Annotated in this window: 22 protein-coding genes; 12 read left to right on the top strand and 10 right to left on the bottom strand. The window is 61.4% G+C overall.

Annotated features, from left to right (window positions below):
* Nucleotides 1-417 precede the first annotated feature (417 nt).
* From WCZ84_RS01305 to WCZ84_RS01295, 3 genes are read left to right on the top strand one after another with little or no spacing between them, the layout of a single operon-like run.
* Nucleotides 418-696 (top strand): type II toxin-antitoxin system RelB/DinJ family antitoxin, encoded by a 279-nt coding sequence (locus tag WCZ84_RS01305; protein WP_372684445.1) that lies wholly within the window; start codon nt 418-420, stop codon nt 694-696.
* Nucleotides 668-988, top strand: coding sequence for a type II toxin-antitoxin system YafQ family toxin (locus WCZ84_RS01300; RefSeq protein ID WP_372684444.1), 321 nt, complete (start codon nt 668-670; stop codon nt 986-988). The genes WCZ84_RS01305 and WCZ84_RS01300 overlap by 29 nt, the downstream gene beginning before the upstream one ends.
* A gap of 3 nt (nt 989-991) precedes the next feature.
* The gene (locus WCZ84_RS01295) at nt 992-1219 is read left to right on the top strand and encodes a hypothetical protein (RefSeq protein ID WP_372684443.1); all 228 of its coding nucleotides are present in this window, start codon (nt 992-994) and stop codon (nt 1217-1219) included.
* On the opposite strand, the gene WCZ84_RS01290 is transcribed toward WCZ84_RS01295, so the two are convergent.
* Both WCZ84_RS01290 and WCZ84_RS01285 read right to left on the bottom strand, forming a co-directional pair.
* Complete coding sequence (locus tag WCZ84_RS01290; RefSeq protein ID WP_372684442.1) at nt 1203-1445, bottom strand: hypothetical protein; 243 nt, start codon at nt 1443-1445, stop codon at nt 1203-1205. The genes WCZ84_RS01295 and WCZ84_RS01290 overlap by 17 nt on opposite strands.
* A 63-nt stretch (nt 1446-1508) precedes the next feature.
* On the bottom strand, nt 1509-1853 hold the full coding sequence (locus WCZ84_RS01285) for a hypothetical protein (RefSeq protein WP_372684449.1): 345 nt from the start codon (nt 1851-1853) through the stop codon (nt 1509-1511).
* On the opposite strand from WCZ84_RS01285, the gene WCZ84_RS01280 reads away from it, so the two are divergent.
* The 6 genes from WCZ84_RS01280 (at nt 1756) to WCZ84_RS01255 (ending at nt 9956) form a co-directional block, all read left to right on the top strand.
* Complete coding sequence (locus WCZ84_RS01280) at nt 1756-2001, top strand: Fic family protein (RefSeq protein WP_372684441.1); 246 nt, start codon at nt 1756-1758, stop codon at nt 1999-2001. The two genes, WCZ84_RS01285 and WCZ84_RS01280, sit on opposite strands and share 98 nt — an antisense overlap.
* 328 nt (nt 2002-2329) lie before the next feature.
* Complete coding sequence (locus WCZ84_RS01275; RefSeq protein ID WP_372684440.1) at nt 2330-4141, top strand: N-6 DNA methylase; 1812 nt, start codon at nt 2330-2332, stop codon at nt 4139-4141.
* Nucleotides 4141-5466 carry a restriction endonuclease subunit S gene (locus WCZ84_RS01270; RefSeq protein ID WP_372684448.1) on the top strand — a complete coding sequence of 442 codons (1326 nt, stop codon included), beginning with the start codon at nt 4141-4143 and terminating at the stop codon, nt 5464-5466. Before WCZ84_RS01275 ends, WCZ84_RS01270 begins: the two co-directional genes overlap by 1 nt.
* Complete coding sequence (locus WCZ84_RS01265) at nt 5463-5948, top strand: DUF1643 domain-containing protein (RefSeq protein WP_372684439.1); 486 nt, start codon at nt 5463-5465, stop codon at nt 5946-5948. The genes WCZ84_RS01270 and WCZ84_RS01265 overlap by 4 nt, the downstream gene beginning before the upstream one ends.
* Nucleotides 5949-5966: 18 nt before the next feature.
* Nucleotides 5967-6845, top strand: coding sequence for a GIY-YIG nuclease family protein (locus WCZ84_RS01260; RefSeq protein ID WP_372684438.1), 879 nt, complete (start codon nt 5967-5969; stop codon nt 6843-6845).
* A 12-nt stretch (nt 6846-6857) separates the two neighbouring features.
* The gene (locus WCZ84_RS01255) at nt 6858-9956 is read left to right on the top strand and encodes a type I restriction endonuclease subunit R (RefSeq protein ID WP_372684437.1); all 3099 of its coding nucleotides are present in this window, start codon (nt 6858-6860) and stop codon (nt 9954-9956) included.
* Nucleotides 9957-10125: 169 nt separating this feature from the next.
* On the opposite strand, the gene WCZ84_RS01250 is transcribed toward WCZ84_RS01255, so the two are convergent.
* Nucleotides 10126-11250, bottom strand: a complete 1125-nt coding sequence (locus tag WCZ84_RS01250; RefSeq protein WP_372684436.1) for a Fic family protein — start codon at nt 11248-11250, stop codon at nt 10126-10128.
* Nucleotides 11251-11600: 350 nt separating this feature from the next.
* Between WCZ84_RS01250 and WCZ84_RS01245 the strand changes: the two genes are divergently transcribed.
* From WCZ84_RS01245 to WCZ84_RS01235, 3 genes are read left to right on the top strand one after another with little or no spacing between them, the layout of a single operon-like run.
* Complete coding sequence (locus WCZ84_RS01245) at nt 11601-12764, top strand: NEW3 domain-containing protein (protein ID WP_372684435.1); 1164 nt, start codon at nt 11601-11603, stop codon at nt 12762-12764.
* On the top strand, nt 12761-13702 hold the full coding sequence (locus WCZ84_RS01240) for an ABC transporter ATP-binding protein (RefSeq protein ID WP_372684434.1): 942 nt from the start codon (nt 12761-12763) through the stop codon (nt 13700-13702). Before WCZ84_RS01245 ends, WCZ84_RS01240 begins: the two co-directional genes overlap by 4 nt.
* A complete protein-coding gene (locus WCZ84_RS01235) occupies nt 13699-14667 on the top strand; it encodes an ABC transporter permease (RefSeq protein ID WP_372684433.1) in 969 nt (322 codons plus the stop codon). Before WCZ84_RS01240 ends, WCZ84_RS01235 begins: the two co-directional genes overlap by 4 nt.
* Nucleotides 14668-15029: 362 nt before the next feature.
* Here the strand turns inward: WCZ84_RS01235 and WCZ84_RS01230 are convergent, their stop codons facing one another.
* The 7 genes from WCZ84_RS01230 to glnL form a co-directional block, all read right to left on the bottom strand.
* Nucleotides 15030-16283 (bottom strand): diaminopimelate decarboxylase, encoded by a 1254-nt coding sequence (locus WCZ84_RS01230; RefSeq protein WP_372684432.1) that lies wholly within the window; start codon nt 16281-16283, stop codon nt 15030-15032.
* Nucleotides 16284-16310: 27 nt separating this feature from the next.
* Entirely contained in the window at nt 16311-17534 is a 1224-nt protein-coding gene (locus tag WCZ84_RS01225) for an LL-diaminopimelate aminotransferase (RefSeq protein ID WP_372684431.1), read from the bottom strand.
* Nucleotides 17535-17547: 13 nt separating this feature from the next.
* Nucleotides 17548-19014: a glutamate synthase subunit beta gene (locus WCZ84_RS01220; protein WP_372684430.1), complete on the bottom strand. Its 1467-nt coding sequence runs from the start codon at nt 19012-19014 to the stop codon at nt 17548-17550.
* 20 nt (nt 19015-19034) lie between these two features.
* On the bottom strand, nt 19035-23768 hold the full coding sequence (locus WCZ84_RS01215; RefSeq protein ID WP_372684429.1) for a glutamate synthase-related protein: 4734 nt from the start codon (nt 23766-23768) through the stop codon (nt 19035-19037).
* Nucleotides 23765-24103 (bottom strand): P-II family nitrogen regulator, encoded by a 339-nt coding sequence (locus WCZ84_RS01210; RefSeq protein WP_372684428.1) that lies wholly within the window; start codon nt 24101-24103, stop codon nt 23765-23767. The genes WCZ84_RS01215 and WCZ84_RS01210 overlap by 4 nt, the downstream gene beginning before the upstream one ends.
* 84 nt (nt 24104-24187) lie before the next feature.
* The gene (gene glnG / locus WCZ84_RS01205) at nt 24188-25642 is read right to left on the bottom strand and encodes a nitrogen regulation protein NR(I) (RefSeq protein ID WP_372684427.1); all 1455 of its coding nucleotides are present in this window, start codon (nt 25640-25642) and stop codon (nt 24188-24190) included.
* A complete protein-coding gene (gene glnL / locus WCZ84_RS01200) occupies nt 25629-26789 on the bottom strand; it encodes a nitrogen regulation protein NR(II) (protein WP_372684426.1) in 1161 nt (386 codons plus the stop codon). Before glnL ends, glnG begins: the two co-directional genes overlap by 14 nt.
* Nucleotides 26790-26810 lie beyond the last annotated feature (21 nt).

Here is a 26810-nt window from a genome sequence, read left to right as displayed (position 1 = left end):
GCTCAGGCCGTCCATTCCTAGGATAGAATCGATTGGGGACATCGGCATTGACTCCATTAAACGTGTTCTTCGCAAAAACAAGTCTAATGAATGTCGCTGTCCCCCGTTCGTGATGGAGAGCCCTTTTTTCTTGCCCCAAATCTCCACGCCACGCGGGGTTCTGGCCATCTGTGCTGCGGGTACCCATCTGTCGAAACGCCCGATTTTTAGCGTTTTCAGCCTCAGAGCCGTCTCTTTTCTCTGTTCGGCCTGCGGGTAGGCGCAGATGGCGCTCTCGAAAAATCAACCACTTACGCGCACCGGTCCATCGTCAACCAAGGTCAGCGGTCAGGCATCGAACGCTTATAGAGCATCATCAGTAGCCGCTTGACCGTATCGCAATCGAGATACATAATAATAGAAACGGAGGATCTGACCATGGCCCGTTCCACGATGCTTCACGTCCGAGTGGACGACGAAATCAAGAAACAAGCCGGCGAGGCGCTCGCAGCCATGGGGCTATCCATGTCCGACGCTGTTCGCATCCTGCTCAAGCGCGTGGTCAACGACCAAGCATTTCCGCTGGAGTTGAAGGTGCCCAACGCCCAGACCCGCGCAGCGATGGAAGAAGCTCGCGCCATGGCCAAGGCGCGCAGCATCCGTTTTGAATCTGCCGACGCTCTGATCGATGCCCTCGAAAAAGCCCGCCAGCAGTAAGCGGGTAGCGCCGCCCAGGGTGTGCGATTACACCAAGGCCTTCCTCAAAGACTGGGAGCGCCTCTCGCGCTCAGGCCGATACGACCTGAAGCGTCTGAAGGAGGCGATGCTGCTGCTCATCGGCAACGATGCGCCGCTGGGCCCCGAATGGCTGGATCACCCACTCAAGGGCGATTGGGCCGATCACCGCGAATGTCATATCGGCGGCGACTTCCTGCTCATCTACCGTCCGGATGGAAACGCCATCATCTTTGTGCGGGCAGGCACGCACTCCGGATTGTTCGAGGAGTGATCCGTGGCGATTGAATCACTGCCCACTTTCACCAAGCCAGCCCGCCAGCGCTGGGAATCGATCCCTGCCGACATCCGCCAGCGCCTGCTGTCCAATGTCTGGTGCGGCCAGTGTCGCCACGAAACAACCATCACCAATTTCACCGGCGCCATCAACAGAGGTGATTTGCTGCTGGTGGGCAAGTGCGCCGAATGCCAAGGTGACGTGGCTCGGGTCATCGAGGGCTCGTAACCCGATTACGCATCAAACCCCGCCACCACCTCTCGCTGCCGCTGCTCACAACCCTATCATCGAGCAACTGCTGCCAGTAGAAGGCCCGCGAGAGCGCGACCAGCAAGGGTTGGTCGATCTGCGTGGCGATTTTCCCCGGCGCATCCAGTTGGCCGTCGGGACGAATCGCCACCTTGCTGCCGCCGCGTTTGCGGATCTTGAGCGGGATGAAGGTGGACAGCTTCACCTGTCTGCCTGCCATCCTGGCGCTCGCGGGCGACGGCTGCACCCAAGGTCTGCACTTTCGGCTTCATACCGTTTCCTCCTGCTGTTCCCATTCCTGCAATTCCGCGCCGATGGTGCCGGGTGCAAGCTCTGCGGCCAGATCCTGCCGGCCCTGATCGCGCCAGATGATTTCGAGCCCGCCGTTGGCAATCATCACGCGCTCGATCAGCAGTTGTGCCAGTCGGCACTGCTCGGCAGGGAACAAATCCCGCCACAGCCCTGCCAAATTGCGCATTGGCAGCACGACTTGCGGCTCGGTGAGATCAGGCCGGATGTGCTGCATCCGATCCCACGCGGCTTGCACCAGCTGCGGGGCCGACAGCGCCGCCACGATCTGCTGCGTGACCAGTTCTTCGATCAGTGCGTGCACCGCATCCCACTACCTGCTACCCGCCCTTCGATCAGGACTGGTGGAAATGACCCTGCCTGACACACCCCGCAGCAGCAAGCAACGCTACCGCCTGACTGCACTCGGGCCGCGTTGGCTGGAGACAAACCCCGGCACAGACGCGCGCTGAAACTGGCTCTGCCGCTTATACACCCGCCAGCCCGCAGCAACCAGCGCGAGTGCTATCTAATCCAGACCGCCGTTTTTTCAGGCGGCAACCGTCCGCCACCAGAACAGCTAAGCTAAAACCTTTCAAAGCTGTGTAAAAGGGGTGCTTCCCGAAAGAAGTACCCCTTTTTTTGCGTGTGCGTTGGTGCGGGCGGGCAATGGAGTCGGAGCGCCACATCCTGTCATCTGCGGTTACCATGTCCGTTAGGTATGGCGAGAGGGGGGGATGCCCAAGAGGCATAAAACCCGACTCTGCACCCCAGCAGGCAACAATCAGGCAATGACGCGGTATGGCACAAAATTTCTCAGAACTCGCAAACTTCATCTGGTCGGTCGCAGACCTCCTGCGCGGTGACTACAAGCAGGCCGACTACGGCAAGGTCATCCTTCCCTTCACGCTACTGCGGCGCCTGGATTGCGTCCTGGCTGATACCAAGAAGGACGTACTGGCCGAGTACGAGAAGAAGAAAAACTCGGGCATCAACCTGGACCTCATCCTGCCGCGCAAGAGCAAGCAGTCCTTCTACAACGTGAGCCCCTTCACGGTGCCTGGCCTGCTGGATGATCCCTCTAACATCCGCCACAACCTCATTGCTTACATCGGCGACTTCTCCGCTGACGCCCGGGATGTGTTCGAGCGTCTCAAGTTTACCGACCGCGTGACCGAGCTAGATGAAAACGACCTGCTGTACCTGGTCGCGCAGAAGTTCGCGGAAATCGACCTGCACCCCTCGGTTGTGCCCAATGAGACGATGGGCCTGGTCTTCGAGGAGCTGATTCGGAAGTTCTCGGAAGCGTCGAACGAAACCGCCGGGGAGCACTTCACGCCCCGCGAGGTCATCAAGCTCATCGTGCACTGCCTGTTTGCAGGCGACGATGAGGCGCTGTCCAAGCCCGGCATCATTCGGTCGCTCTACGACCCCACTGCCGGCACTGGTGGGATGCTGTCCGTCGCGGATAACGAAATTGCCGGCATCAATAGCTCAGCGAAGCTGGTGCTGTTCGGCCAAGAGTTGAATCCCGAGTCCTACGCCATCTGTAAGGCGGACATGCTCGTCAAGGGGCAAGACCCCAAGAATATTGTGATGGGCAACACGCTGTCGGCAGACGGGTTCATCGGCCAGAAGTTCGATTACATGCTCTCCAACCCGCCGTTCGGCGTGGACTGGAAGAAGGTGCAATCTGCCGTGAAGGCCGAGTCCGAAAAGGGCTTTGCCGGCAGGTTCGGCCCAGGCCTGCCCCGCATCTCTGACGGCTCCTTGCTGTTCCTGATGCACCTGGTGTCCAAGATGCGCCAGCCCTCTGAAGGCGGGAGCCGCGTTGGCATCGTCCTGAACGGCAGTCCCCTGTTTACTGGTGACGCAGGCTCTGGCGAATCCGAAATCCGGCGATACCTCCTGGAGAACGACCTCGTCGAGGCTATTATCGCGCTGCCGAACGACCTGTTTTACAACACGGGCATTGCCACCTACATCTGGCTGCTGGACAACACGAAGAAGCTTGAGCGCAAGGGGCGCGTGCAGCTCATTGATGCCACGCGTATGTACGAGAAGCGCCGCAAGAGCCTTGGCAGCAAACGGGTCGAGATTACGGACGAGCAGATTACGGAAATCGTGAAGGTCTATTCGGAGTTCAAGCCCGACGCCAGCTTCACGCTGGAATATCAGGAGCCAGTCAAAAACGGCGACGAGAAGACGGAGCAGGAGCCCCTGCGCTGCGTTTCGAAGGTGTTCGAGAACACCTTTTTTGGTTACCGCAAGGTGACAGTGGACCGCCCGCTGGCGCCCGGGAAGACCGCAAAGAAACTCAAGAAGGGCGAGAAGCCCTACGACCCTGAGCTTCGGGATACCGAGAATATCCCCTTGGGCGAGGACATCAAGGCCTATATGCAGCGCGAGGTCTTGCCCCATGTGGGGGATGCATGGGTGAATGAAACCATCCGGGACGAGAAAGATGGCTTGCCCGGTAAAGTCGGCTACGAAATCAACTTCAACCGCTATTTCTATGTCTATAAGCCGCCGCGAGCGCCTGAGGTCATTGCTGCTGAAATCAAGAAGATGGAGGAGCGGTTTATTGAACTCTTGAAGGGAGTGGTGGCGTGATGGGCGGATTTAGGACATCGGCTAGTCCGTATATCGGAAGAGTCCCATCGCATTGGAAGGATGTCCGTCTTAAGGATGTGCTTCGAGCGCCCATTACAGATGGTCCTCACGAAACTCCGATATTTGTGGATGAGGGGTATCCTTTCTTATCAGTGGATGCTATTCAAGACGGCAGACTAATACTTGAGGGCTGTCGATTTATCGATGAATCTGCGTTTAACGAATATCGACGAAAAGCCGCTCCTGAGCAAGGTGACATTCTCATGGGCAAAGCTGCGTCGACCGGTAAGATTGCACGGGTATCCAATAATGTCGAATTCGCAATTTGGTCGCCTCTTGCCCTAATTAGATTGGACCTGTTTAGGGCTGATAGTGGATTTGTAGAGTATGTTCTCAAAACGCCCGGACTTCAGCAGCAGATTGACGACCTTTGCAATTCAAATACGCAAAAAAATATAGGTATGGGAGATATTTCTCGACTTTCTTTTGCAATGCCCCCTTTAACTGAACAGCAGCACATTGCCAACTTCCTCGACGAGCAGACGGCGCGGATTGATGCTTTGATTGCAGGAAAAGAAAAATTGAGCGAACAACTCGAAGAGTTGCGCCTTGCCCGGATATATGCGGCTTTATCCCAAAGTTCTGTTGCTGGGAGTGCTCTTAAAAGTACGAGAGACGAGTGGTTTAGTAGTGTTCCCGCGCATTGGTCATTCTGTCCTCTAAATTATCGCTATGAGGTTCAGCTCGGAAAAATGCTAGATGAAAAGAGGATAAGTGGTGAGCATCTCTTGCCCTATCTTCGAAATACGGATGTTCAATGGGATAGAGTGAATATGGAAGGGCTCCCTATGATGGATTTTGCCCCATATGAACTAGAGCGTTACACCCTTCGCGTGGGAGACTTGCTGGTCTGTGAGGGCGGGGAGGTTGGGAGAGCGGCAATTTGGACATCACCCGCGGAAGTGATTGGGTATCAAAAGGCATTACACAGGGTGAGGCCGCGAGATGCTAGAACCGATGTGCCACGCTTCCTGTTCTATGCGCTGTATGACAGCGCGAAGCGTGGACGCTTCGATTCCAGAGAAAAGGCAACCATAGCTCACTTAACCGCAGAAGCATTCCGTCGTTACCGTTTTCCTTTCCCTCCATATGTGGAACAGGTGTCTATTGTTCGTCATCTAGACGAGGTGATGAGAAAAATCGATGCTCTCCAACAACACGCTGATGAGCATTGCTCTAAATTGAAGGAGTACCGCTCATCCCTAATTTCAGCCGCCGTGACTGGCCAGATTGATATCAATAGTTTTCGCCTGGAGGCAGCATGACTGACCAATCGTTGTCGAAGAAAACTGCGGTGCTTTCAGACTGCAGACGCTATCGCTACAGCCTTTCGCGCTGGTGGGGCGAGCCGGGTCTTGGTTATGCAATGTTTATCGGCCTGAATCCGAGTACGGCAGACGAGGTGGAAGACGACCCCACTATCCGCCGATGTGTGTCTTTTGCGCGGAGCTGGGGGTACGGCGGCTTGGTGATGGGCAATTTATTCGCGTATCGAGCGACGAATCCAGCAGAGATGATGGCGGCGAATGACCCGGTGGGAGCAGAGAACGATAAGCACCTACTGGCATTGGCTCGTGACGCTCGAATCATTGTGGCTGCCTGGGGCAATAAAGGTATCTATCAGGGCCGCGGTATGGCAGTTAGGGCGTTGATTCCCTCGCTGCATGCCTTGACTGTTACGAAAGCGGGCCAGCCTGGGCATCCGCTGTACCTACACAAAACGCTTGTCCCGGTTCCCTTGGGCTAGTAGAGGTCAAAAGTGCTGATGTCGCAAGCAAAGACCATCCAGATATTCCTCCCTGCAGGTGACCCGCAGGGAATCCGTGTGGCCGAAATCACCACGCGCATCGTCCAGGCTATCGAAGTCCCCAGAAAACTCCTTCCAGATTTCATCGCGATGCCGGAGAGCGGCCAGGTAGCGGTCTATTTCCTGTTCGGACAGGGTGAAGACGGAATCTCCCCAAAGCTCTATATCGGCCAGACCGGAGACTTGCGCAAGCGCTTGGCCCTGCACAACAAGGAAAAAGACTTCTGGCAGCGGGCTGTTGTCCTCATCTCCCGCACCAATAGCCTTACACAGACGCATGCACTTTTTCTGGAGTGGCTGTGTATCCAGCAGGCCAAGGCAATCGGCCGCTATCAGACAGAGAACGGCAATGATGGCAGCAAGCCTCACACGCCCGCGCCGCTGGAGGCGGATTGTCACGAAATCTTCGATACCGGTCGCACCCTCCTGGCAACACTGGGGTATCCGGTCTTTAAGTCATTGTCGTCCGGTGAGGGACGGTCAACCAAAGATACCGAGCTGTTCTACTGCAACCGCGCTGGTACCAAGGCCGTGGGTGAATACACAGAGGAAGGATTCGTTGTGCTCAAGGGCTCTGTCGGCAGAGGAACTGTGCGCAAAGCCTATCTCCATCAGGCCTACGCCAAGCATCGTGAAACCCTGATGCAAGAAGGCAAGGTCGCACTGGAAGACGGTGTGCTGGTTTTCAAAGAGGACGTTTTATTTGGAACGCCCAGTGGCGCCGCAGCCGCTATTGTCGGCGCCGCAGCCAATGGCTGGCGCGAGTGGAAAAATGACAAAGGCATAACCCTGGATGAGCTGAAGCGAGGCACGAACCTCGCCACCACTGACGGATAGGAGAGGTTGGGTATGGTCAAGCTATCAAACGTCCACACTGAACGCATCTTCGAAAATGAACTTTGCGACCACCTGGCCGCAAATGGCTGGACGGTTTTCACGCATCCGAAGGAGGCCGCATCCTATAGCCGCGAGCTTGCCCTGTTCCCAGACGACCTCCTGGCCTTTGTCCAGGAGACGCAGCCTGCGGAGTGGGCCAAGTTCAAGAAGTGGCACAATGGCCAGTCCGAAGCCATGTTGGTGAAGCGCGTGGCCGAGCAGCTCGATAAGCACGGCACGCTGCACCTGCTGCGCCACGGCTTCAAGGACCGGGATGCCAAGTTCTTCCTCTGCCAGTTCCGGCCTGCCAATAAGAAAAACCCGCAGCTGTGGGCTTGGTACGAAAAGAACCGTTTGACGATCATCCGCCAGTTGCACTACAGCCTGCACAATGAGAACAGCATCGACCTGGTGCTGTTCGTCAATGGCCTGCCTGTGTCCACTGCTGAGCTCAAGACCGACCTCACGCAGAACATCAAGGACGCCATCATCCAGTACAAGAAAGACCGCTTGCCCAAGGACGCCAAGTCCAAAGAGCGAGAGGCCCTCTTGCAGTTCAAGACCCGGGCGCTCGTCCACTTCGCGGTATCGACCGACGAAGTGTTCATGACGACAAAGCTGGACGGCGAGAAAACCTATTTTCTGCCGTTCAATCTGGGCCGACCCGACGGCATGGGCGGTGCTACTGTGGGCAACCCGCCGGCGCCCGAGGGGAAGGGCTATCCGACCTGGTACCTTTGGGAGCAGGTCTGGGACAAGGACGTCTGGCTCGATATCCTGGGCAACTTCCTGCACCTTGAGGTCAAGCAGGATGAGGACCCCAAAACCGGCAAGAAGCGGGTCAAGGAAACGCTTATCTTCCCCCGCTTTCATCAGCTCGATGTCGTCCGAAATCTCGTTGATACGGTGGCGCAGGAAGGCGCCGGCCAGGTCTATCTGGTTCAGCACTCTGCTGGCTCGGGGAAATCGAATTCGATTGCCTGGTCGGCACACCGTATGGCCAATCTGCATGGTGCTGACGACAATAAAATCTTCGACTCGGTCATCATCATCACCGACCGCCGCGTGCTGGATAAACAGCTGCAGGAAACTATCAGCCAGTTCGAACACAAGTCCGGCGTCGTCCAGAAAATCGACAAGAACAGCCAGCAGCTGGCAGAAGCCCTGATGAAGGGCACGCCCGTGGTGGTCACTACCATCCAGAAATTCCCGTTCATCCTGGACAAGGTGAAGGGGATGAAGGGCAAGCGCTTTGCCATCATCGTCGACGAGGCGCACTCGAGCCAGTCGGGTACGGCCGCTCGGAATATGAAAATCGCGCTGACCTCTGGCGAAAAGCCATTGTCAGCACCTGTGGTTCAGGTGGCGTTGGATGGCGAAACAGTCGAGGTGCCAGCGGATGTTGAAATCGACCCGGAAGACGTAACGTCCGAGGATGTCGTCAATGAGGTGATGTCCTCCCGGATGCGTCCGAAGAATGTGTCATATTTCGCCTTCACGGCGACCCCGAAGGGCAAGACGATGGAACTCTTCGGCCGGACCAATGCGGCGACAGGCTTGCCGGAACCTTTCCATGTGTATTCGATGCGCCAGGCCATCGAAGAGGGCTTCATCCTCGACGTGCTGAAGAATTACACGTCCTACAAGATGTTCTACAAGCTCGGCGCACTGTCAGACGAAAAGCTCGTTCCCCAGGGCAAAGCCAAGGCAGTGCTTGCTCGATACGCCATCTTGCATCCGTATAACATCGCCCAGAAGGTCGTCGTCATCGTCGAACACTTCCGTGAGCACGTGGCCTCAAAAATTGGTGGTCGAGCGAAAGCTATGGTGGTCACCGGCAGCCGCAAGGCCGCAGTGCGCTATAAGCTGGCCATAGACCGGTACATCAAAGAGCGTGGTTACCAGACGGAGCTGCGCACCCTTGTGGCGTTCTCGGGCAAGGTAGAGGACCCTGATTCCGGTCCGGATGATTTCACAGAAGCCAGCATGAATCCAGGGATTGGGGGTACCGAGCCATCTGAGGCCTTCAAGGGGGATGATTACCGCATTTTGCTGGTGGCCAACAAGTACCAGACCGGCTTTGACCAGCCCCTGCTGCACACCATGTATGTCGACAAACGCCTGTCCGGCGTGTTGGCTGTCCAGACGCTCTCTCGGTTGAACCGCATCCTGCCTGGCAAGGAGGACACGTTCGTCCTCGATTTCGTGAACAAGCCCGACGAAATCCTGGAGTCCTTCAAACCGTATTACCGTGCCGCTGAACTTGAGGACGTCACGGACCCCAACGTTGTCCATGAGCTTCAAATCAAGCTGGACCAGGCCGGCGTCTACTTCCCCGCAGAAGTGGATGGGTTCGCTCAGGTGTTCTTTGACCCCAAGCGCAAGCAGGCATCCCTGCACCAGTTTCTCAAGCCCGTCGCTGACCGCTTCCACTCGTTGGAGGAAGAGGCCGCAGAACAATTCCGCCGCGACCTGGGGACGTTCTTGCGGCTGTACGACTTCCTCTCCCAAATCGTCCCCTACAACGATTCGGACTTGGAGAAGCGCTACGCCTTTGGCAAGAACCTGATGCCCCGCATCGCGGAGCACTCGTCCGAAGGAGCGATAGACCTGGACTCGGATGTTCGCTTGACGCACTATCGTTTACAGGGGCTTGGACAAATGCGGCTGGATTTGTCCAGCGGAGAAATCGTGAAGTTGCAGCCGATTTCAGAAGCGGGTTCTGGGAAAGGTGCTGAGGACGAAAAAAAGCCCTTGGCTGAAGTCGTCGAGAAGATGAACGACCTGTTCTCCGGTGACCTGACCGAGGCCGACCTGGTCGGCTACGTCACCACGCTGCATGGCAAGTTGCTGGAAGACGAAACGCTGGCTGAACAGGCCGCGAACAATACGGAAGAGCAATTCCGGATGGGAGACTTCAAGGACCGGCTGACCGACATCATCTTGGACAGCCAGGATGCGCACAATTCGATTGCTGGCCAACTGCTGAAGGATGAACGGGTTTTTGCTGCCATGCAGGGAATGCTGGCAAAGATGGTGTATCGGGCGTTTTCTCAAAAGCGCCTCGAGTAATTGTTAATTACCGGCTGTCTGATGCTGTCGGAAATTAAGGAATTAAAAAAGGCCAGAAATTAATGGAGGAGGGGATGTGCTAGAAAAGATAATTCGTATCCGAATGAGTTGGCAGGAGTCCATGAAGGCGTTGTTCCGAAAGCAAGCCAAGGCAATTCCGTATTCGCAATCACTCAGGCAGATCGTTCAGCTCATAGCTGGTACTTCGCCCACCCGCATCCGATTTGCGTAGCACGCCCCGCGTCAGCAGATCGTTGATGTCGCGCAGCGCTGTGTCCGATGAACACTTGGCGATGGCCGCCCACTTGCTGCTGGTTAGCTTGCCTTCGAAGCCGTCGAGCAGCTTGTTCAGCAACTTCACCTGCCGCTCGTGTAGCGGTGTGGTCGCCCAGCGCTGCCAGAATCGCGCTTTGGTCAGCACTGCGTCGAGTGTGTACTGTGCCTGATCGACGGCGCGATGGAGAGTATCGAGGAACCAGGCGAGCCACTCGGTGACGTCCAGCGACCGTTTCTGGGTCCGCTCCAGGATGTCGTAATAGGCCTTGCGTTCGCGCTGGATCTGCGCCGACAAACTGTAGAACCGCTGTGGACTGCCTTCGGCGCGAGCTAGCAGCAAATCACCGATGGCGCGGGCGATACGACCGTTGCCGTCGTGGAACGGGTGCAACGTGACGAACCATAGCTGGCCGAGACCGGCCTTGAGCAGCGGGGGTTCGTTCGATGCCCCATTCAGCCAGTCGAGGAAGCGGCTGGTTTCGGCCTCGAGGCGATCGGCAGGCGGCGCTTCGAAATGCACCCGCTGGCGGCCGATGGGGCCGGACACCGCCTGCATCGGGCCGGTGGCATCGTCGCGCCAGTCGCCGACCTTGATCCTGGAAAGGCCGGAATAGCCGGTGGGAAACAGTGCGGCATGCCAACCGAACAGCCGCTCTCGCGTTACCGGTGCCTGGCAGTTGGCCGTGCCATCCAACACCATCTCGACCACGCCCTCAACGTGCCGATCGACTGGAGCGAGCGCGTCGATGTCGACGCCCAGCCTGCGCGCGATGGACGAGCGCACAGATTCGACGCTGAGTTGCACGCCCTCGATCTCACTGGTCTTGACCACGTCCTCGGTGAGCGCCGCTAGGCTCGCCTGGCCGCGTAACGCCAGACCGACATCGGCCAGACGCCCCATCAACAGACCTTGGGCACGACTAACCTCGGCCATGGCTCCAGCCAGTGCTGCCAGGTCGAAGCGCCAAGCCGGCCAGTCGCTGGCCTGCCAGATGTATTTATAATCGCCGCTATTCATGCGGAGATTATGGAGTACAATCTCCGCATGTGCAAGTCAACCCCCGCTTTTCGCACCAGTACGCAAGACTTCGCAACTAGCCGGAACGCCGGTAATCATTCCAAATTTCAAGAATGAATGAAACTCGACGTCGCAACCGAATCCTGCGTTCAGGCGAGCTTTGATATTTTGTTTCACTTTAGATTGAACCGTTTGACGCCTAATCCTGTCCCTCTACAAGGAGCCAGGGTGGAACCGTCGAACGCGATGGTAGCAGAAGTAGGGCTTGCATCCTGGCACGGTCGGTGCACCGCCAAGGTAGTTGCCGGGCACCATCCAACGATCGGCCAGACAGGAGAACCAGAAAGATCATGCGTAAAATCTTTGCCCTATGGGCCTGTACTCTCTGCACCCTCTGCCTACAGGCGACTGCGCTGGCGGCGAATTCGACTCCTCCCGGACTTTATTTGTCGACTGACTATCCGTCGCAGACGATCCAGGCAGGCCAAACGTCCAACATCCCCTTGAGCCTGCACAATCAGGATACCGCGCCCACGGCCCTGGCACTGTCGGTCGACGGTGTTCCCAAGGGCTGGACGGCAACCTTGATGGGCAACGGCCGACCGGTTGCCGCGGCCATGCCCGCCAGCAACAGCACGTTATCGCTGCAGTTACGCATCAACGTACCCAAGGACAGCGCGCGCGACCCTCGGACGTTGACGGTTCGCGCGGGCAATGACGCCTGGCACCTAAGCTTGCCACTGAATATCCGCCTGGCCGATCGTCTGCCAGCCCAATTGTCTGTCACACCCGATCTACCGCAATTGACTGGCTCGGCCCACACGGCGTTTGATTATCAGCTCACAATCAAGAACGAAAGCGGTGAGCAGGTCCTGGCTAGCCTGGCGGCCGTAGCGCCGAAATACTTCGACACCTCCTTTACTGAAGGCTACGGCAGCCAACAAATCAGTGCAGTGCCGATCAAGCCTGGTGAATCCAAGACCGTCAAATTGCACGTACGCCCGCCTGTGACCGTCAAGACCGGGGAGCACGAAATCCAAGTCAAAGTGGCGGGCGACGGGGTCCAGGCCACGACGGAACTCAAGCTAGACATTACCGGCCAGCCTACGCTCAATCTATCGGGCCGCGACGGCCTGATGAGTGCCACGGCGCAAATCGACACCCTGAGCACCGTGCCCCTGAAGCTACAAAATAGCGGTACGGCCACAGCCCAGAACATCGCGCTGTCGGGCACGACACCCACAGGCTGGAAGATTGATTTCAAGCCGGATCACATTGCGTCACTGGAACCCGGTAAGGCAATGGAGGTAGAAACGCATATCACGCCTTCGGCCCAATCGCTGGCGGGCGACTATATGGTCAAATTGCACGCCATCTCGGAAGGCCAGTCGGCGAACGGTGATCTGCGGGTCTCAGTCACAACCTCCAGCCTCTGGGGTATCAGCGGTGCCATCCTGATCGCCATCGCCTTGCTCATCCTGATCGGGGCCGTCGCACGTTACGGTCGTCGATGATGACAGACATCGCCATCCAAGCCCAGAATCTGGGCAAAGACTACGGACCACACCGCGTCGTCCATGGTCTGAACTTCGAGGTGCAGCGTGGTGAAGTCTTCGGGCTGTTGGGGCCCAATGGGGCCGGCAAGACGACCACTATCCTAATGCTGCTCGGGTTGACTGAGGCCACGCGCGGCCAGGTTCGGGTACTGGGAGAAGACCCGTGGCGTAACCCGCTGGCCGTCAAAAGCCATGTCGGCTACATGCCAGATTCGGTCGGCTTCTATGACCGCCTGAGTGCGCGTGACAATCTGCGCTACACCGCGCGATTGCTCGGTATCCTAGAGGCCGAGCGCGATACTCGGATCCAAGCAGCGCTGACCCGGGTCGCCCTCGACAAACAGATCGACCAACGCGTCGGGACGTACTCTCACGGTATGCGCCGTCGTCTGGGCTTGGCCGAAATCCTGCTGAAGCAGGCCGCCATCGCCATCCTGGACGAACCCACATCGGGCCTGGATCCGCAGTCCACGGAATCCTTCCTGCAGTTGATCGAATCGCTGCGCCACGATGGTGTGACGGTGCTGCTGTCCTCGCACTTGCTAGATCAGATGCAGCGCATCTGCGATCGCGTCGCCTTGTTCCGCGCCGGCCACATTGTATTGATGGGCAGCGTCTCGACGCTGGCACAGCAGGTGTTGGGTGACCACAGCCATTCCATCCAGATCGAAGCCCAGGGGCCGGACCTATGCGCTGCCCTGGCCCAAGTACCCGGCGTGGCCAGGGTCCACAAGCCAACCGATGGGCACTACATACTTACGGCGCAAACTGATGTCCGGGCCCAGGCCGCCCAGGCCGCCGTTCTGGCCGGCGCGCAGCTGCGCAGCTTGAAGGTGGATGAGCCCAGCCTGGAGCGCATCTACCGGCAGACGTTCACGGAGGATCAGACCCAATGAGTACGCGCCGCATCGGTTCTCCTTGGAGAGGGCTGGGAGCCGTCTTTACCAAAGAGCTGGCTGACCATATCAGCAGTGCACGTATGCGCCTGCTGGAATGGCTGATCGTCCTGACAGCGGCCGCTGCCCTGTACGGCGCCATCCAGGGGCTGCGTCAAACCACGGCGTCGGACCCTTTCGTATTTCTGCGCCTATTCACCGACGCGCAGGCGCCCCTGCCCTCTTTTGCTGCCCTACTGGGGTTCCTGATCCCGCTGGTCGCCATCGGGTTGGGGTTCGACACCATCAACGGCGAATACAACCGGCGCACCATGAGCCGGATTCTCTCACAACCTATTTATCGGGACGCCCTGCTGATGGGTAAGTTTCTGGCCGGCCTGGCGGCGCTGGCAGTCTGCCTGATCTGCCTATGGCTATTGGTCATGGGCGCCGGCCTGATCCTGCTGGGCGTCCCACCTAGCGGTGAAGAGATCCTACGCTCACTGGCTTTTCTGGTGTCCACCCTGGCCTACTCGGGTGTCTGGCTTGCCGTTGCGCTGCTGTGCTCGGTGATCTTCCGCTCCACCTCGACCGCGGCGCTGGTCGCGCTGGGTCTATGGCTGTTTTGCGCCATGCTCTGGCCCATGCTGGCGCCAGGCATCGCGCAACTGATCGCACCGCCGGACATGCTCGCTGTCCTGAGGGGCGGCATCGACACACACACCTTGGCTTGGCAACAGGGCCTGCTACACATATCGCCGTCGACCCTATTCAACGACACGGCCATCACGCTGCTCAGTCCAGCCACACGGAGTCTGGGTCCGGTCTTCCTGTCCCAGATTCAGGGTGCGCTGTTGGGCAGCCCGTTGCCGCTGTCTGAAAGTCTGGCGTTGGTCTGGCCTCAATTCACTGGCCTGATCGCCGCCGTGGTATTGCTTTTCACAGCGGGGTACGTCGTCTTCCAACGCCAGGAAGTCCGTACCTGATTCACCCCGACGCACCTTGCCAGGCCCTGTCAGCAGGCCCAGCCTGGCTCCCGAACAACTGAGGTCGCATAGCCCGACTAGGTACGCCCCAGCCGCCTTCGGGCGGGTTTTCCCTGCTCAAGCAGACACAGCCTGCGCTGGCTCGACCTGCACATCCCGCCCGGAATGCTCAGCCTGCCACAGCTCATAAGCCACTTGACCGCGCAGCCATGTCTCTGCGCTGGGGCCGCGCCCGTTAGGCTTGCGCAGCCATGCCTCCAGGCGCCTGGCCATGTCCACTGAAATCGCTGCTCGCCCATGCAGCACCCGCGATAGAGCCACACGGCTCACACCCACTGTTGGGTATCTACATATCCAGCCCGTCACCCTGCAGGCCGCGCCGGTTCCAGCGTTGCGAAGTAGTCATCCAGCGTTTCGGCGCGGCGGATGCGTTCGACCTGTCCGTCTGCGTGCAGCAGCAGCTCTTGTGGGCGCAGCTGGCCGTTGTAATTGAACCCCATGGCGTGGCCGTGGGCGCCGGTGTCCTGGATGACCAATAAATCACCCTCGTCAACGGGGGGCAGGCGGCGCTGGATGGCGAACTTGTCGTTGTTCTCGCATAGGGCGCCGACCACATCCACGGGTGGGTCGTCGGCGCGGCGTGGTTTGCCGGGCACTTCGATGTGGTGATATGCGCCGTACATGCCGGGGCGCATCAGCGCGGACATGCTGGCATCCACGCCGATGAAGCGGCGGTAACTGTGTTTGATGTTGATGACGCGCGTCACCAGCACACCGTGTGGCCCCGTGATGTAGCGGCCGCTTTCCATGTACAGGGCTGGCGCATGGCTGCGCGCCAGACGATGCGCCGTCAGCAGGTGCCGGGCGTGTTCGCCCAGCGCCTCGAGTTTGAAGGCGCGATCGCCGGGGTGGTAGGGGATGCCGATCCCGCCCCCCATGTTGATGAATTCGAAGCGTATCTGCAGCGCGTCTTCCAGGCGCTGTACGATGTCGAGCAGCATGGCGATGGTCTGCGCCATATAGCGATCATCCAGTTCGTTGGACACCAGCATGGTGTGCAGGCCGAAGCGGCAGGCGCCGCGCGCCATCGCCTGGCGAAAAGTGGATTCCAGTTGATGATGGGGCACGCCGAACTTGGCCTCTGCCGGAAGGCCGATGATGCTATTGCCCTGACGCGATGGACCGGGGTTGTAGCGAACGCACAGCAGCTCGGGCATGTGGGGCAGCTTGCCGATCGCGCCTATATCGTCCAGATTCAGGATGCAGCCGCCTTGCGCCAGCGCCGCTTCGAAATCGGTGCGCGAAGCGTTGTTGGAGGTGAACATCAGTGCGTCGCCGTGGGCCCCGATGCCGCGTGCCAGCATCAGCTCGGCCTGCGAGCTGCAATCGAACCCAAAACCCAGGTCGCGCAGGATCGCCAGGATGTGGGGATTGGGCAATGCCTTGATGGCGTAGTACTCGCGAAAGCCCGGAATGTCGGCAAAGGCGCGCAGCAGGCGTTTGCCCGTATGGCGAATGCCGGCTTCGTCATACAGATGGAAGGGGGTCCCGAACTGGGCGGCGATGGCGGGCAGAGCCGGATACAGGCGGTGTCGGAGGGCGGCGTGGATGGGCATGGGCGGGCAGCAGCGTAGGGGGATGGATCAGGCCAGGACCTGGGCAATGCGCTCCAGCGCTTCGGCGGTGTTCTCTGCGCTGTTGAAGGCGCTCAGACGGATGTGCCGTTGGCCGCAGCGGCCAAAGCCGCTGCCCGGTGTGCAGACGATGCCGGCCTGATCCAGCAGCAGGTCAAAGAACGCCCAGGCATCCTGCCCGGTGTCGATCCAGACATAGGGCGAGTGCTCGCCCCCGGTGCAGGGCAGGCCCAGTTGTTGGAAGCCGGTGCGCAAGGTTCGTGCATTGGCCAGGTATTGGTCGCACAAGGCGCGGGCCTGCCGTCGTCCTTCCGGGGTGTAGAGGGCCTGGGCGGCGCGCTGCGCGAAATACGACACCCCGTTGGAGCGGGTCTGGTGCCGGCGGCGCCACAGGGCGTGCGCAGACGCTGGTGTGCCATCCAGGTGCCGGACGATGCAGTCCTTGGGAACCACGGTGTAGGCACAGCGTACGCCCGTGAAACCCGCTGTTTTCGAGTAACTGCGAAATTCGATGGCCACTTCCCGGGCGCCGGGGATCTCGTAGATGGAATGGGGCAGGGAGCTGTCCCGGATGAAGGCCTCATAGGCGGCGTCGAAGAGAATCAGCGCCTGGTGCGCGCGGGCGTGGTCGACCCAGGCCTGGAGCTGCTCGCGGCGCAGGGCGACGCCCGTAGGATTGTTGGGGGAACACAGGTAGATCAGGTCGACCGGGGTGTCGGGGATTTCCGGCACGAAGCCGTTGGCGGCCGTACAGGGCAGATAGCTCAGGCCCGAGTAGCGGCCCCCGGTGGCCGGGCCAGTGCGGCCAGCCATGACATTCGTATCCACGTAGACTGGATACACCGGATCCGGGATGGCGACGCGTAGGTCTGTCGCAAAGAGCGCCTGGATGTTGCCTATATCGACTTTGGTCCCCTCGCTGATGAAAATTTCATCGGCACAGATGGGCGCGCCGCGCACCCGGAAGTCGTGCTGTGCGATGGCTTCGCGTAGAAATCCGTACCCTTGCTCAGGCCCGTAGCCGCGAAAGCCGTCCCGGCAGGACAGTTCGTCAACGGCTGCGTGGAGGGCGCGAATGCAGGCCGCAGGCAGGGGCCCGGTGACGTCGCCCAAGCCAAGATGGATCAGTGCGGTGTCGGGCCGACGCGCTTGGAACGCCTGAATGCGCTGGGCGATCTCAGAGAACAGGTAGTCGGTGTTCAGTTTCTGGTAGTGGGGATTGGCTCGAATCATGGTGGCAGCGGGTTCAGCGGGGCAGGTCGGAGTGACCCATCAGAAAAGTGTCGATGGCGTGTGCTGCCTGGCGGCCTTCACGGATCGCCCAGACCACCAGCGATTGCCCGCGGCGCATGTCGCCCGCGGCAAATACGCATGGCACATTGGTGGCGTAGCCGCCGCTCGCCTCGGTGCTGGCTGCGGCATTGCCGCGGGGATCGGCCTGCACGTCGAAGTGCGCCAACACGTCGGGCATCGGACCGGTAAATCCCATGGCCAGGAGCACGAGATCCGCTGGCCAGATCTGTTCGCTGCCGGCCACGTGCACGAGCCGTCCGGCTTCGTGTCGCACCTGTACGGTTTTCAGGCCGGTGACGTGGCCCCGCTCGCCCAGGAAAGCCTGGGTGGCGATCGCGAATTCACGCTGGCAGCCTTCTTCGTGGCTGGACGAGGTGCGCAGCTTATAAGGCCAATAGGGCCAGGTCAGCGGCTTGTTTTCCTGCGCGGGCGGCATGGGCAGCAGTTCGAACTGGACGACGTCGGTTGCGCCCTGGCGTCGGGCGGTACCCACGCAGTCCGAACCGGTGTCGCCACCGCCAATCACGATCACCCGCTTGCCCTTGGCGCAGATGGGCGCCGTGGACAATGAGCCCGCGTTGACGCGGTTCTGCTGCGGCAGATACGCCATGGCGAAATGCACCCCCGACAGGTGGCGTCCTGGCATGGGCAGGTCGCGCGAATGTTCCGCGCCGCCCGCCAGCAGTATCGCGTCGAATTCCGCCTGCAGCTGCCGGGCCGGGATGATTCGGGTGGCCTGGTGAGCCAGCCGTGCCCGCATCCAGGGTTCGCCGATCAGCGTTCGGGTACGCATCACGACGCCTTCGGCCAGCAGCTGCCGCAGACGGCGGTCGATGACTGATTTGTCCAGCTTGAAGTCGGGGATGCCCAGGCGCAGTAACCCGCCCACCTGCTCGTTCTTCTCGAACAGGGTGACGCTATGGCCGGCGCGCGCCAGCTGCTGGGCGGCGGCCAGGCCCGCAGGGCCGGAACCCACGATCGCCACCCGGCGCCCCGTCTTGCGATGCGCCGGTTGGGGCTTGACCCAGCCCTCGGCAAAAGCGCGTTCGATGATGGCGCGTTCGATGGACTTGATGCCGACTGGCTGACTGTTGATGTTCAGGGTGCACGCGGCCTCGCAGGGTGCCGGGCAGATGCGGCCGGTGAATTCTGGAAAATTGTTGGTAGAGTGCAGGACCTGCATGGCGCGCTGCCAATCATCCCGGTAGACGAGATCGTTGAAGTCCGGGATGATGTTGTCGACAGGGCAGCCGTGGCTGCAAAAGGGGGTGCCGCAGTCCATGCAGCGTGCCCCCTGGCGGCGCGCCTGTTCGGGGGTCAGGCCGCGCACGAACTCGCGATGGTGGCCGATGCGTACCGTCGCTGGCTCGCGCGCCTCTTCAATACGGTCGAATTCCAGGAAACCAGTGATTTTTCCCATGGGGCGCCTCCTGGGCGGGTTCAGAGGGATGTCGCCTTGCCGGCGACGGTTGCGGGGCGGTTCGAGGCCTTGGCCTGCAGGGCACGGCGGTATTCGTTCGGGAACACCTTCACGAAATGTCCACGCGCGGCGGGCCACTGCTTCAGCAGGGCGCGGGCGACCGCCGAACCGGTCCAGTGCGCATGGGCTTGCAGCAGCTTGTGCAGCAGCGTGGCATCGGCCTGCCCCTCGTGCAAGGGGATGGCGGCATCGGCCTGCGCCCGGGCGCAGAGCACCGGCGCCAGCGATACGTGGGCCGTGTTGCAACGCTGGGCAAAGACGCCATCCGGGTCGTGGACATAGGCCATGCCGCCGGACATGCCGGCGGCAAAGTTACGGCCGGTCGGGCCCAGCACCACGACGGTGCCGCCCGTCATGTATTCGCAGCCGTGATCCCCGACTCCCTCGACCACGGCCGTGGCACCCGACAGCCGTACGCCGAAGCGCTCACCGGCCACACCGCAGAAGTAGGCCTCTCCGGATGTGGCGCCATAGAGTGCCGTATTGCCGATGATGATGTTGTGTGCCGCTTCCCCAGGAAAGTCGGGGGCCGGGTGCACGATGATCCGTCCGCCTGACAGGCCTTTGCCCGTGTAGTCATTCGCTTCGCCGCGTAGTCGCAGCGTGATGCCGCGGGCCAGGAAGGCGCCAAAGCTCTGCCCGCCGGTGCCCGTCAGTTCGATGCGCACGCAGTCATCGGGCAGGCCGTCCGGATGGCGCCGAACCAGTTCACCCGACAGCATGGCACCCACCGTACGGTCGACATTGCAGACGCGCGCCTCGATGTGTACGGGCGCACCCTGCTCCAGGGCGGGTCGGGCCTGTTCGATCCAGTGTGAATCCAGCGCCTGCCCGAGTTTGTGATCCTGCCGGCTCTGGTGGCTGCGCGGCACCTCGTCAGGCGCGCAGGGCCGCGCCAAAAGACGGCTGAAATCCAGGCCTTGGGCCTTCCAGTGCGTGATGCCGGCTCGCATATCGAGGAGATCGCTGCGGCCGATCAGTTCATCGAACCGGCGTATACCCAGGCGGGCCATGATGCGCCGGGCCTCCTCGGCCACGAAGAAGAAGTATTGGATGACTTGCTCCGGCGTGCCGGTGAAGCGTTTGCGCAGTACCGGATCCTGAGTGGCCACGCCTGTCGGACAGGTGTTCAGGTGACATTTGCGCATCATGATGCAGCCCGAGGCCACCAGCGGGGCGGTGGCAAAGCCGAACTCATCGGCTCCGAGCAGGGCGCCGATCACCACATCCCGTCCGGTTTTGATCTGACCATCCACTTGCACGCGCACGCGTCCGCGCAGACGATTGAGCACCAGCGTTTGCTGGGTCTCGGCCAGGCCAAGCTCCCAGGGGGTGCCGGCGTGCTTGATCGATGACCAGGGCGAGGCGCCCGTGCCGCCATCATGGCCGGCAATGACGAGGTGATCGGCCTTGGCTTTGGTTGCGCCGGCCGCCACGGTACCGACGCCTGTCTCGGATGCCAGCTTGACCGAAATATCGGCGCGTGGATTGACGCACTTCAGGTCGTGAATCAACTGGGCCAAGTCTTCGATCGAGTAAATGTCGTGGTGCGGCGGCGGGGAGATCAGGCCGACGCCCGGCGTCGAGTGACGCAGCCGGCCGATATAGTCCGTCACCTTGTTGCCTGGCAGCTGCCCGCCTTCGCCCGGTTTGGCGCCCTGGGCCATCTTGATCTGAATCTGGTCCGCGGACACCAGGTAGCCGGCCGTGACGCCAAAGCGGCCCGAAGCCACTTGCTTGATCCTCGAACGCAGGCTGTCGCCGTGCTTCAAGGTGTAGTCCACCAGGATCTCCTTGCCCAGCACCTGGCTCAGGCGGGTACCGGCCGGCAGGGTCTGGCCGCGCATCTCGGCACGATAGCGGGCCGGATCTTCTCCACCCTCCCCGGTATTGCTCTTGCCGCCGATGCGGTTCATGGCGATGGCCAGATTGACGTGCGCTTCGGGCGAAATCGAGCCTAGCGACATGGCGCCCGTGGCAAAGCGCCGCACGATGTCGGCGGCCGGCTCGACTTCATCCAGGTCGATGGCGCGGGCCGGATCGATGCGCAGTTCGAAGAGGCCCCGGAGCGTCATGTGTCGCGTGCTCTGGTCGTTGATGATGCGGGCGTATTCCTCGAAGATTGCGAATTCATTGGCGCGCGTGCTGTGTTGCAGCTTGGCGATCGCGTCCGGCGTCCACATGTGCGCTTCGCCCCGGACGCGCCAGGCATAGTCCCCTCCGGTATCCAGCAGGTCGGCCAGCACCGGATCCTGCCCATAGGCTCGCCGATGGGTGCGCAGGTTTTCCGTCGCCAGTTCCAATAGGCCGATTCCGCCGATCGGGCTGGGTGTGCCCTCGAACCAGGTTTGTACCAGGGCCTGATCCAGTCCAACCGCTTCGAAGACTTGTGCGCCGCAATACGATTGGTAGGTGCTGATACCCATTTTCGACATGGTTTTAGCCAGACCCTTGTCGATGGCCTGGATGAAGTGGTGCGCGGCTTGCTCATACGTCAGGCCCAGCGCGGGCGCCATGGCTGCCAGGGTCTCGTACGCCAGCCAGGGATGCACGGCTTCGGCGCCATAGCCGGCGAGCACGGCGAAGTGATGGACCGTCCAGGCGCTGCCGGTTTCCACCACCAGGCCGGCTGACGTGCGCAACCGGATACGGGCCAGGTGATGATGGATGGCCGACAGGGCCAGCAGGGCAGGGATGGCCACTTGATCACGGCCCATGGGCCGGTCCGTGAGGATCAGAATGTGGCAACCCGACCGGATCATGTCGGCCGCCTGGGCGCATACGGCGGTCAGGCGGGCCTCGAGTCCGGCGGCACCCTGGCTCGCGGGGTACGTGATGTCGATCGGGCCGCTGCGCAGCTGGCCGCCCGTGTGCCGTTCGATATGCCGCAGGCGTGCCATGTCGTCGGCGTCGAGGATGGGTCGGGCGGCCTCCAGCCGGATCGGCGGACGGGTGGCATCGACGTCCAGCAAATTGGGGCGGGGTCCGATGAAAGACACCAGCGACATGACCACGGCCTCCCGGATGGGATCGATCGGCGGGTTGGTCACCTGGGCGAATTGCTGGCGAAAATAGTGATACAGCGGCTTACTGCGATCCGACAGGACGGCCAGCGCGGCGTCGTTGCCCATCGAGCCGATGGCTTCGCCCAGCCCCTGGGCCATCGGCGTGAGCAGCAGCTTGACGTCCTCTTGCGTCATTCCGAAGGCCTGTTGGCGGTCCAGCAGGGCCCCCTGCGTTGCGGCGGCCGGTTCGGCTGTGGCTGGCAGCTGATTCAGGCGGATGCGGGCGCGCTCGAGCCACTGGCCATAAGGCCGCGCCGCCGCGTGCCGCGCCTTGATTTCTTCGTCCTCGATGATGCGGCCCTGCTCGAGATCGAGCAGGAACATCCTGCCTGGTTGCAGGCGCCATTTTCTGACGATGTGTGCTTCGGGAATCGGCAGCACGCCCGCTTCGGAGGCCAGCACCACCCGGTCGTCGTCGGTGAGGACGAAGCGCGCTGGGCGCAGGCCGTTGCGGTCGAGCGTGGCGCCGATCTGCCTGCCATCCGTGAAGACCATGGCGGCCGGGCCATCCCAGGGCTCGAGCAGCGCTGCGTGGTACTCATAAAAGGCGCGACGCGGCGCATCCATGTCCACGGGGTGCTCCCAGGCCTCCGGAATCATCATCATCATGGCCTGAGCCATCGGGTAGCCGGCCATCACCAGCAATTCCAGCGTGTTGTCGAACGTGGCCGTGTCGGATTGGCCGTCCGTGGTGATGGGATACAGTTTCTGCAGATCATCGCCCAGCACGGGCGAGCGCATCACGCCTTCGCGGGCGCGCATCCAGTTGAAGTTGCCCCTGACGGTGTTGATCTCGCCGTTGTGGGCCACCATGCGGTATGGATGGGCCAGCGGCCAGGATGGAAAGGTATTGGTGGAAAAACGCTGATGCACCAGGGCCAGCGCCGAGGTGACGCGCTCATCGCCCAGGTCCAGATAATACCTGCCCACCTGGTTGGCCAGCAGCAGGCCTTTGTAGACGACCGTCCGGCACGACAGGCTGGGCACGTGGTAGCCGGCCTCCTGCGTGAGGTGGCGTGCCGACAGGGTGGCCGCCGCCTGCTTGCGGATCACGTACAGCGTGCGCTCCAGGGCATCGGGCGATCGCAGTCCGGTCCCGCGGCCGATGAAGACCTGGCGGATCACGGGCGCGCTGGCGCGGACCCAGGGAGACATCGGCAAGGTGTCATCCACCGGGACCTCCCTCCAGCCCAGGAGGATCTGTCGCTCGGCGGCAATGGCCTGTTCCAGTGCCTCGATGCAGGCCTGCTGCATGGCCGCGTCTTTGGGTAGAAACAGCATGCCGACACCGTATTCTCCGGGGGGTGGCAGCGTGACCTGCTGCTTTTGCATCTCGTCGCGATAGAAGGCATCGGGGATCTGGATCAGCACGCCGGCGCCATCGCCCATCAGGGCGTCCGCACCGACGGCACCCCGGTGATCGAGGCGCTCCAGGATGCGCAGACCCTGGATCACGATGTCGTGGGACTTCTGGCCTTTGATGTGGGCCACGAGGCCGACGCCACAGGCATCGTGCTCATGGTGGGTATACAGGCCGCGCAGGCGGGCTTGATCGATTTCCCTCGCGCGGGGCGGGTCGCAAGGCGGGTGCGGGTGGGCGCCGGGGTCGGCGAGCGGCTGGCGTGTCATAAGGCACCCCGGTCGGTTTCGCCCGTACGGATGCGGGTCGCCTGCTCCAGCGACAGGACGAAGATCTTGCCGTCGCCGATCTGGCCGGTGTGGGCGGCGGTTTCGATGGCCTCGATCACGGCGGCCACCTGGTTATCGTCCACCGCCGTCTCGATTTTCACCTTGGGCAGAAAGTCCACGACGTATTCCGCGCCGCGGTACAGCTCGGCATGGCCTTTCTGGCGGCCAAAGCCCTTCACTTCGGTGACTGTCGCCCCCCGTACCCCAATCGTCGAGAGGGCCTCACGAACTTCATCGAGTTTGAATGGCTTGATGATGGCGGTCACGATCTTCATGCTGGATGCTCCTGCGCGGGTTCGTCTCATGGGACTTCCATGCAAGATCCATGCCAGTCTCGGGTCGTGGCGTGCCGGCCGTGTTCAATCCGCGTCGGTCGAGGTGTCGGATTCGTCGGCCAGGCCGAGCTCTTTTGCCTTGCGGGTCAAGGTGTTACGCCCCCATCCAAGCAACCGAGCCGCTTCTTTGCGCCGGCCGGATGTGTGCTGCAGCGCGATCATGATCAGCGTGCGTTCGAACGCGGGTTGGGCCAGGGCCAGCAGGTCCCGCTGGCCCTGATTCAGTGCATCCAGGGCCCATTGACCCAGCGAGGTGGTCCATGTTGGGGCACCGGGCGGGTCAATGGGCGGCGGGCCGGCATCCACCCGCCCAGCCTGCAGTTCGACAGGCAGATCGCTGATGAAGACTTCGCGGCTGGCTGCCATCACCGTCACCCAGCGGCAGGCGTTCTCCAGTTGCCGGACATTGCCCGGCCAGGGCAGCCGGCTCAGGTGTCGCTCGGTTTCGGGCGACAGGATGCGGGGTTCGGCATTCAGGTCGGCGGCCGCTTTCTGCAGGAAAAATGCCGCGAGCCGGGCAATGTCCTCCCGTCGCTCGCTTAGCCTGGGCAGCTGGATGCGAATCACGTTGAGCCGATAGAAAAGGTCTTCGCGGAAACGCCCCTGGTGCGCCAATGCCTCGAGATTCTGATGGGTGGCTGCGATGATGCGCACGTTGGCCCGAATGCTGCTGTGGCCGCCTACGCGGTAAAAACTGCCTTCGGCCAGGACGCGCAGCAGCCGTGTTTGTGCTTCCAGCGGCATGTCGCCGATCTCGTCCAGAAACAGAGTGCCGCCATGCGCCTGTTCGAAGCGGCCCTGGCGTTGCATGGTGGCGCCGGTAAAGGCGCCTTTCTCGTGGCCGAAGAGCTCGGATTCGATCAGTTCATGCGGGATGGCCGCCATGTTCAGGGCGATGAAGGGGGCTGCCCCACGGGGGCTGTGACGGTGCAGGGCCCGTGCCACCAGCTCTTTGCCTGTACCGGATTCGCCGTTGATGAGGACGGTGATGTGGGACTGCGACAGGCGGCCGATGGCGCGGAACACTTCCTGCATGGCGGGCGCCTCGCCGATCAGCCCATCGGCCTGGAATACCGTGGTGGGCGCCGGTGCGGCCGGCGCCGATTGCCGGGCGTGATCCAGGGCGCGGCGCACCAGGGCAAGGGCTTCGTCCACGTCGAAGGGTTTGGGCAGGTATTCGAAGGCCCCGCCCTGGTAGGACTGGATGGCGCTGTCCAGATCGGAGTGCGCGGTCATGATGAGAATGGGCACCTGGGGGCGGGCATGGCGAATGTGCGCCAGCAGCGCCAAGCCATCCATGCCGGGCATGCGGATGTCGCTGAGAATCACGTGCGGGGCTTCGTGGCTCAGCGCGGCCAGGGCGGTGTCCGCATCGCCAAAGGCCCGGATTCGAAAGCCCGCCTGCCCGAGGGCCTTCTCGAGCACCCAGCGGATCGAAGCGTCGTCGTCGATGATCCAGATCAGCTCATGGGGATGCATGCTGTAGGGTTCCGGTGTGTGGCGTGGCGGGCGGGGCGAAGGGGATGAGGACCCGGAAGAGGGTTTGGCCTGGCTGGCTGTCGCATTCGATCAGGCCGCCATGCTGCTGCATGATCGATTGGGCAATGGGCAGGCCCAAACCGGTGCCTTGCGAGCGGTTGGTGACCATGGGATAGAACAGCGTCTCGCGCAGATCGCGGCTGATGCCCGGACCATTGTCTTCCACCTCGATCAGGCACAGCAGGGGATGGCGCTGCGTGCCGATGGTGAACTGTCGCAGGACTCGAGAGCGCAGGATGATGCGCGCAGGCCGGGAACGCGACGTGTCCTGGGGCTTCATTTCGAGGAGCGCCTGCGCCGCGTTGCGGGCGAGGTTGAGGACCACCTGGATCAGTTGGTCCGTGTCGGCCCAGACCTCTGGCAGGCTTGGGTCGTAGTCGCGCAGGACGGTGATGGCTGGCCCGGTTTCGGCCTGCAGGATCACTCGTACCCGCTCCAGTACCAGGTGGATATTGATGCGTCGGAAATCCGGCCGCTTGCGTGACCCCAGCATGCGGTCAGCCAGATTGCGCAGGCGATCGGCCTCGTTGATGATGATGGTGGTGTATTCCTGCAGTGTGGCGCTGTCCAGTTCGCGGGCCAGCAGTTGGGCTGCCCCGCGGATGCCGCCCAGCGGGTTCTTGATCTCATGGGCCATGCCGCGTATCAGGGCCCGGGTGGCTTGGCGTGCGGTGAACAGACTGTCTTCGCGGTTCAGGTGGATCAGGCGATCCAGTGGCAGAATCTCGACCAGGAGGCGCATCCTGCTGCCGGTGGTGGGCGGCAGAGGCGTGGCCGTGTAGTCGACCATAGCGCCCAGGCGGCTGCCCGGGCTGCGCAGGCGCGCTTCGCGTTGGGTGTGGGGCCGCTGGGATGCCAGCGTGTGGCGCAGGCTTGCCAGGCTTGTTTCGTCGTCGAAAAACGAAGCCAGCGTCTGCGGCCGCAGGTGGGGCAGGCTGGTGGCCAGCAGCTGCTCTGCCGCAGGGTTGGCATACTGCACCCGCAAGTTTTCATCCAGGACCAGCGTGGCGGTCGAAAGATTTTCCAGCAGCTGGGCACACAGGGCTGTGGGGATCTCGCCGTCATGCCGCGGCTTCGTCGTACTCACGCCTGCCCTCCTGCTGCCTGG

The sequence above is a fragment of the Castellaniella sp. genome, from assembly GCF_041675725.1.
Taxonomy (GTDB): Bacteria; Pseudomonadota; Gammaproteobacteria; order Burkholderiales; family Burkholderiaceae_B; genus Castellaniella.
The sequence above is the reverse complement of the archived record's forward strand: the minus strand, read 5'-3'. Positions and strand labels throughout refer to the sequence as shown.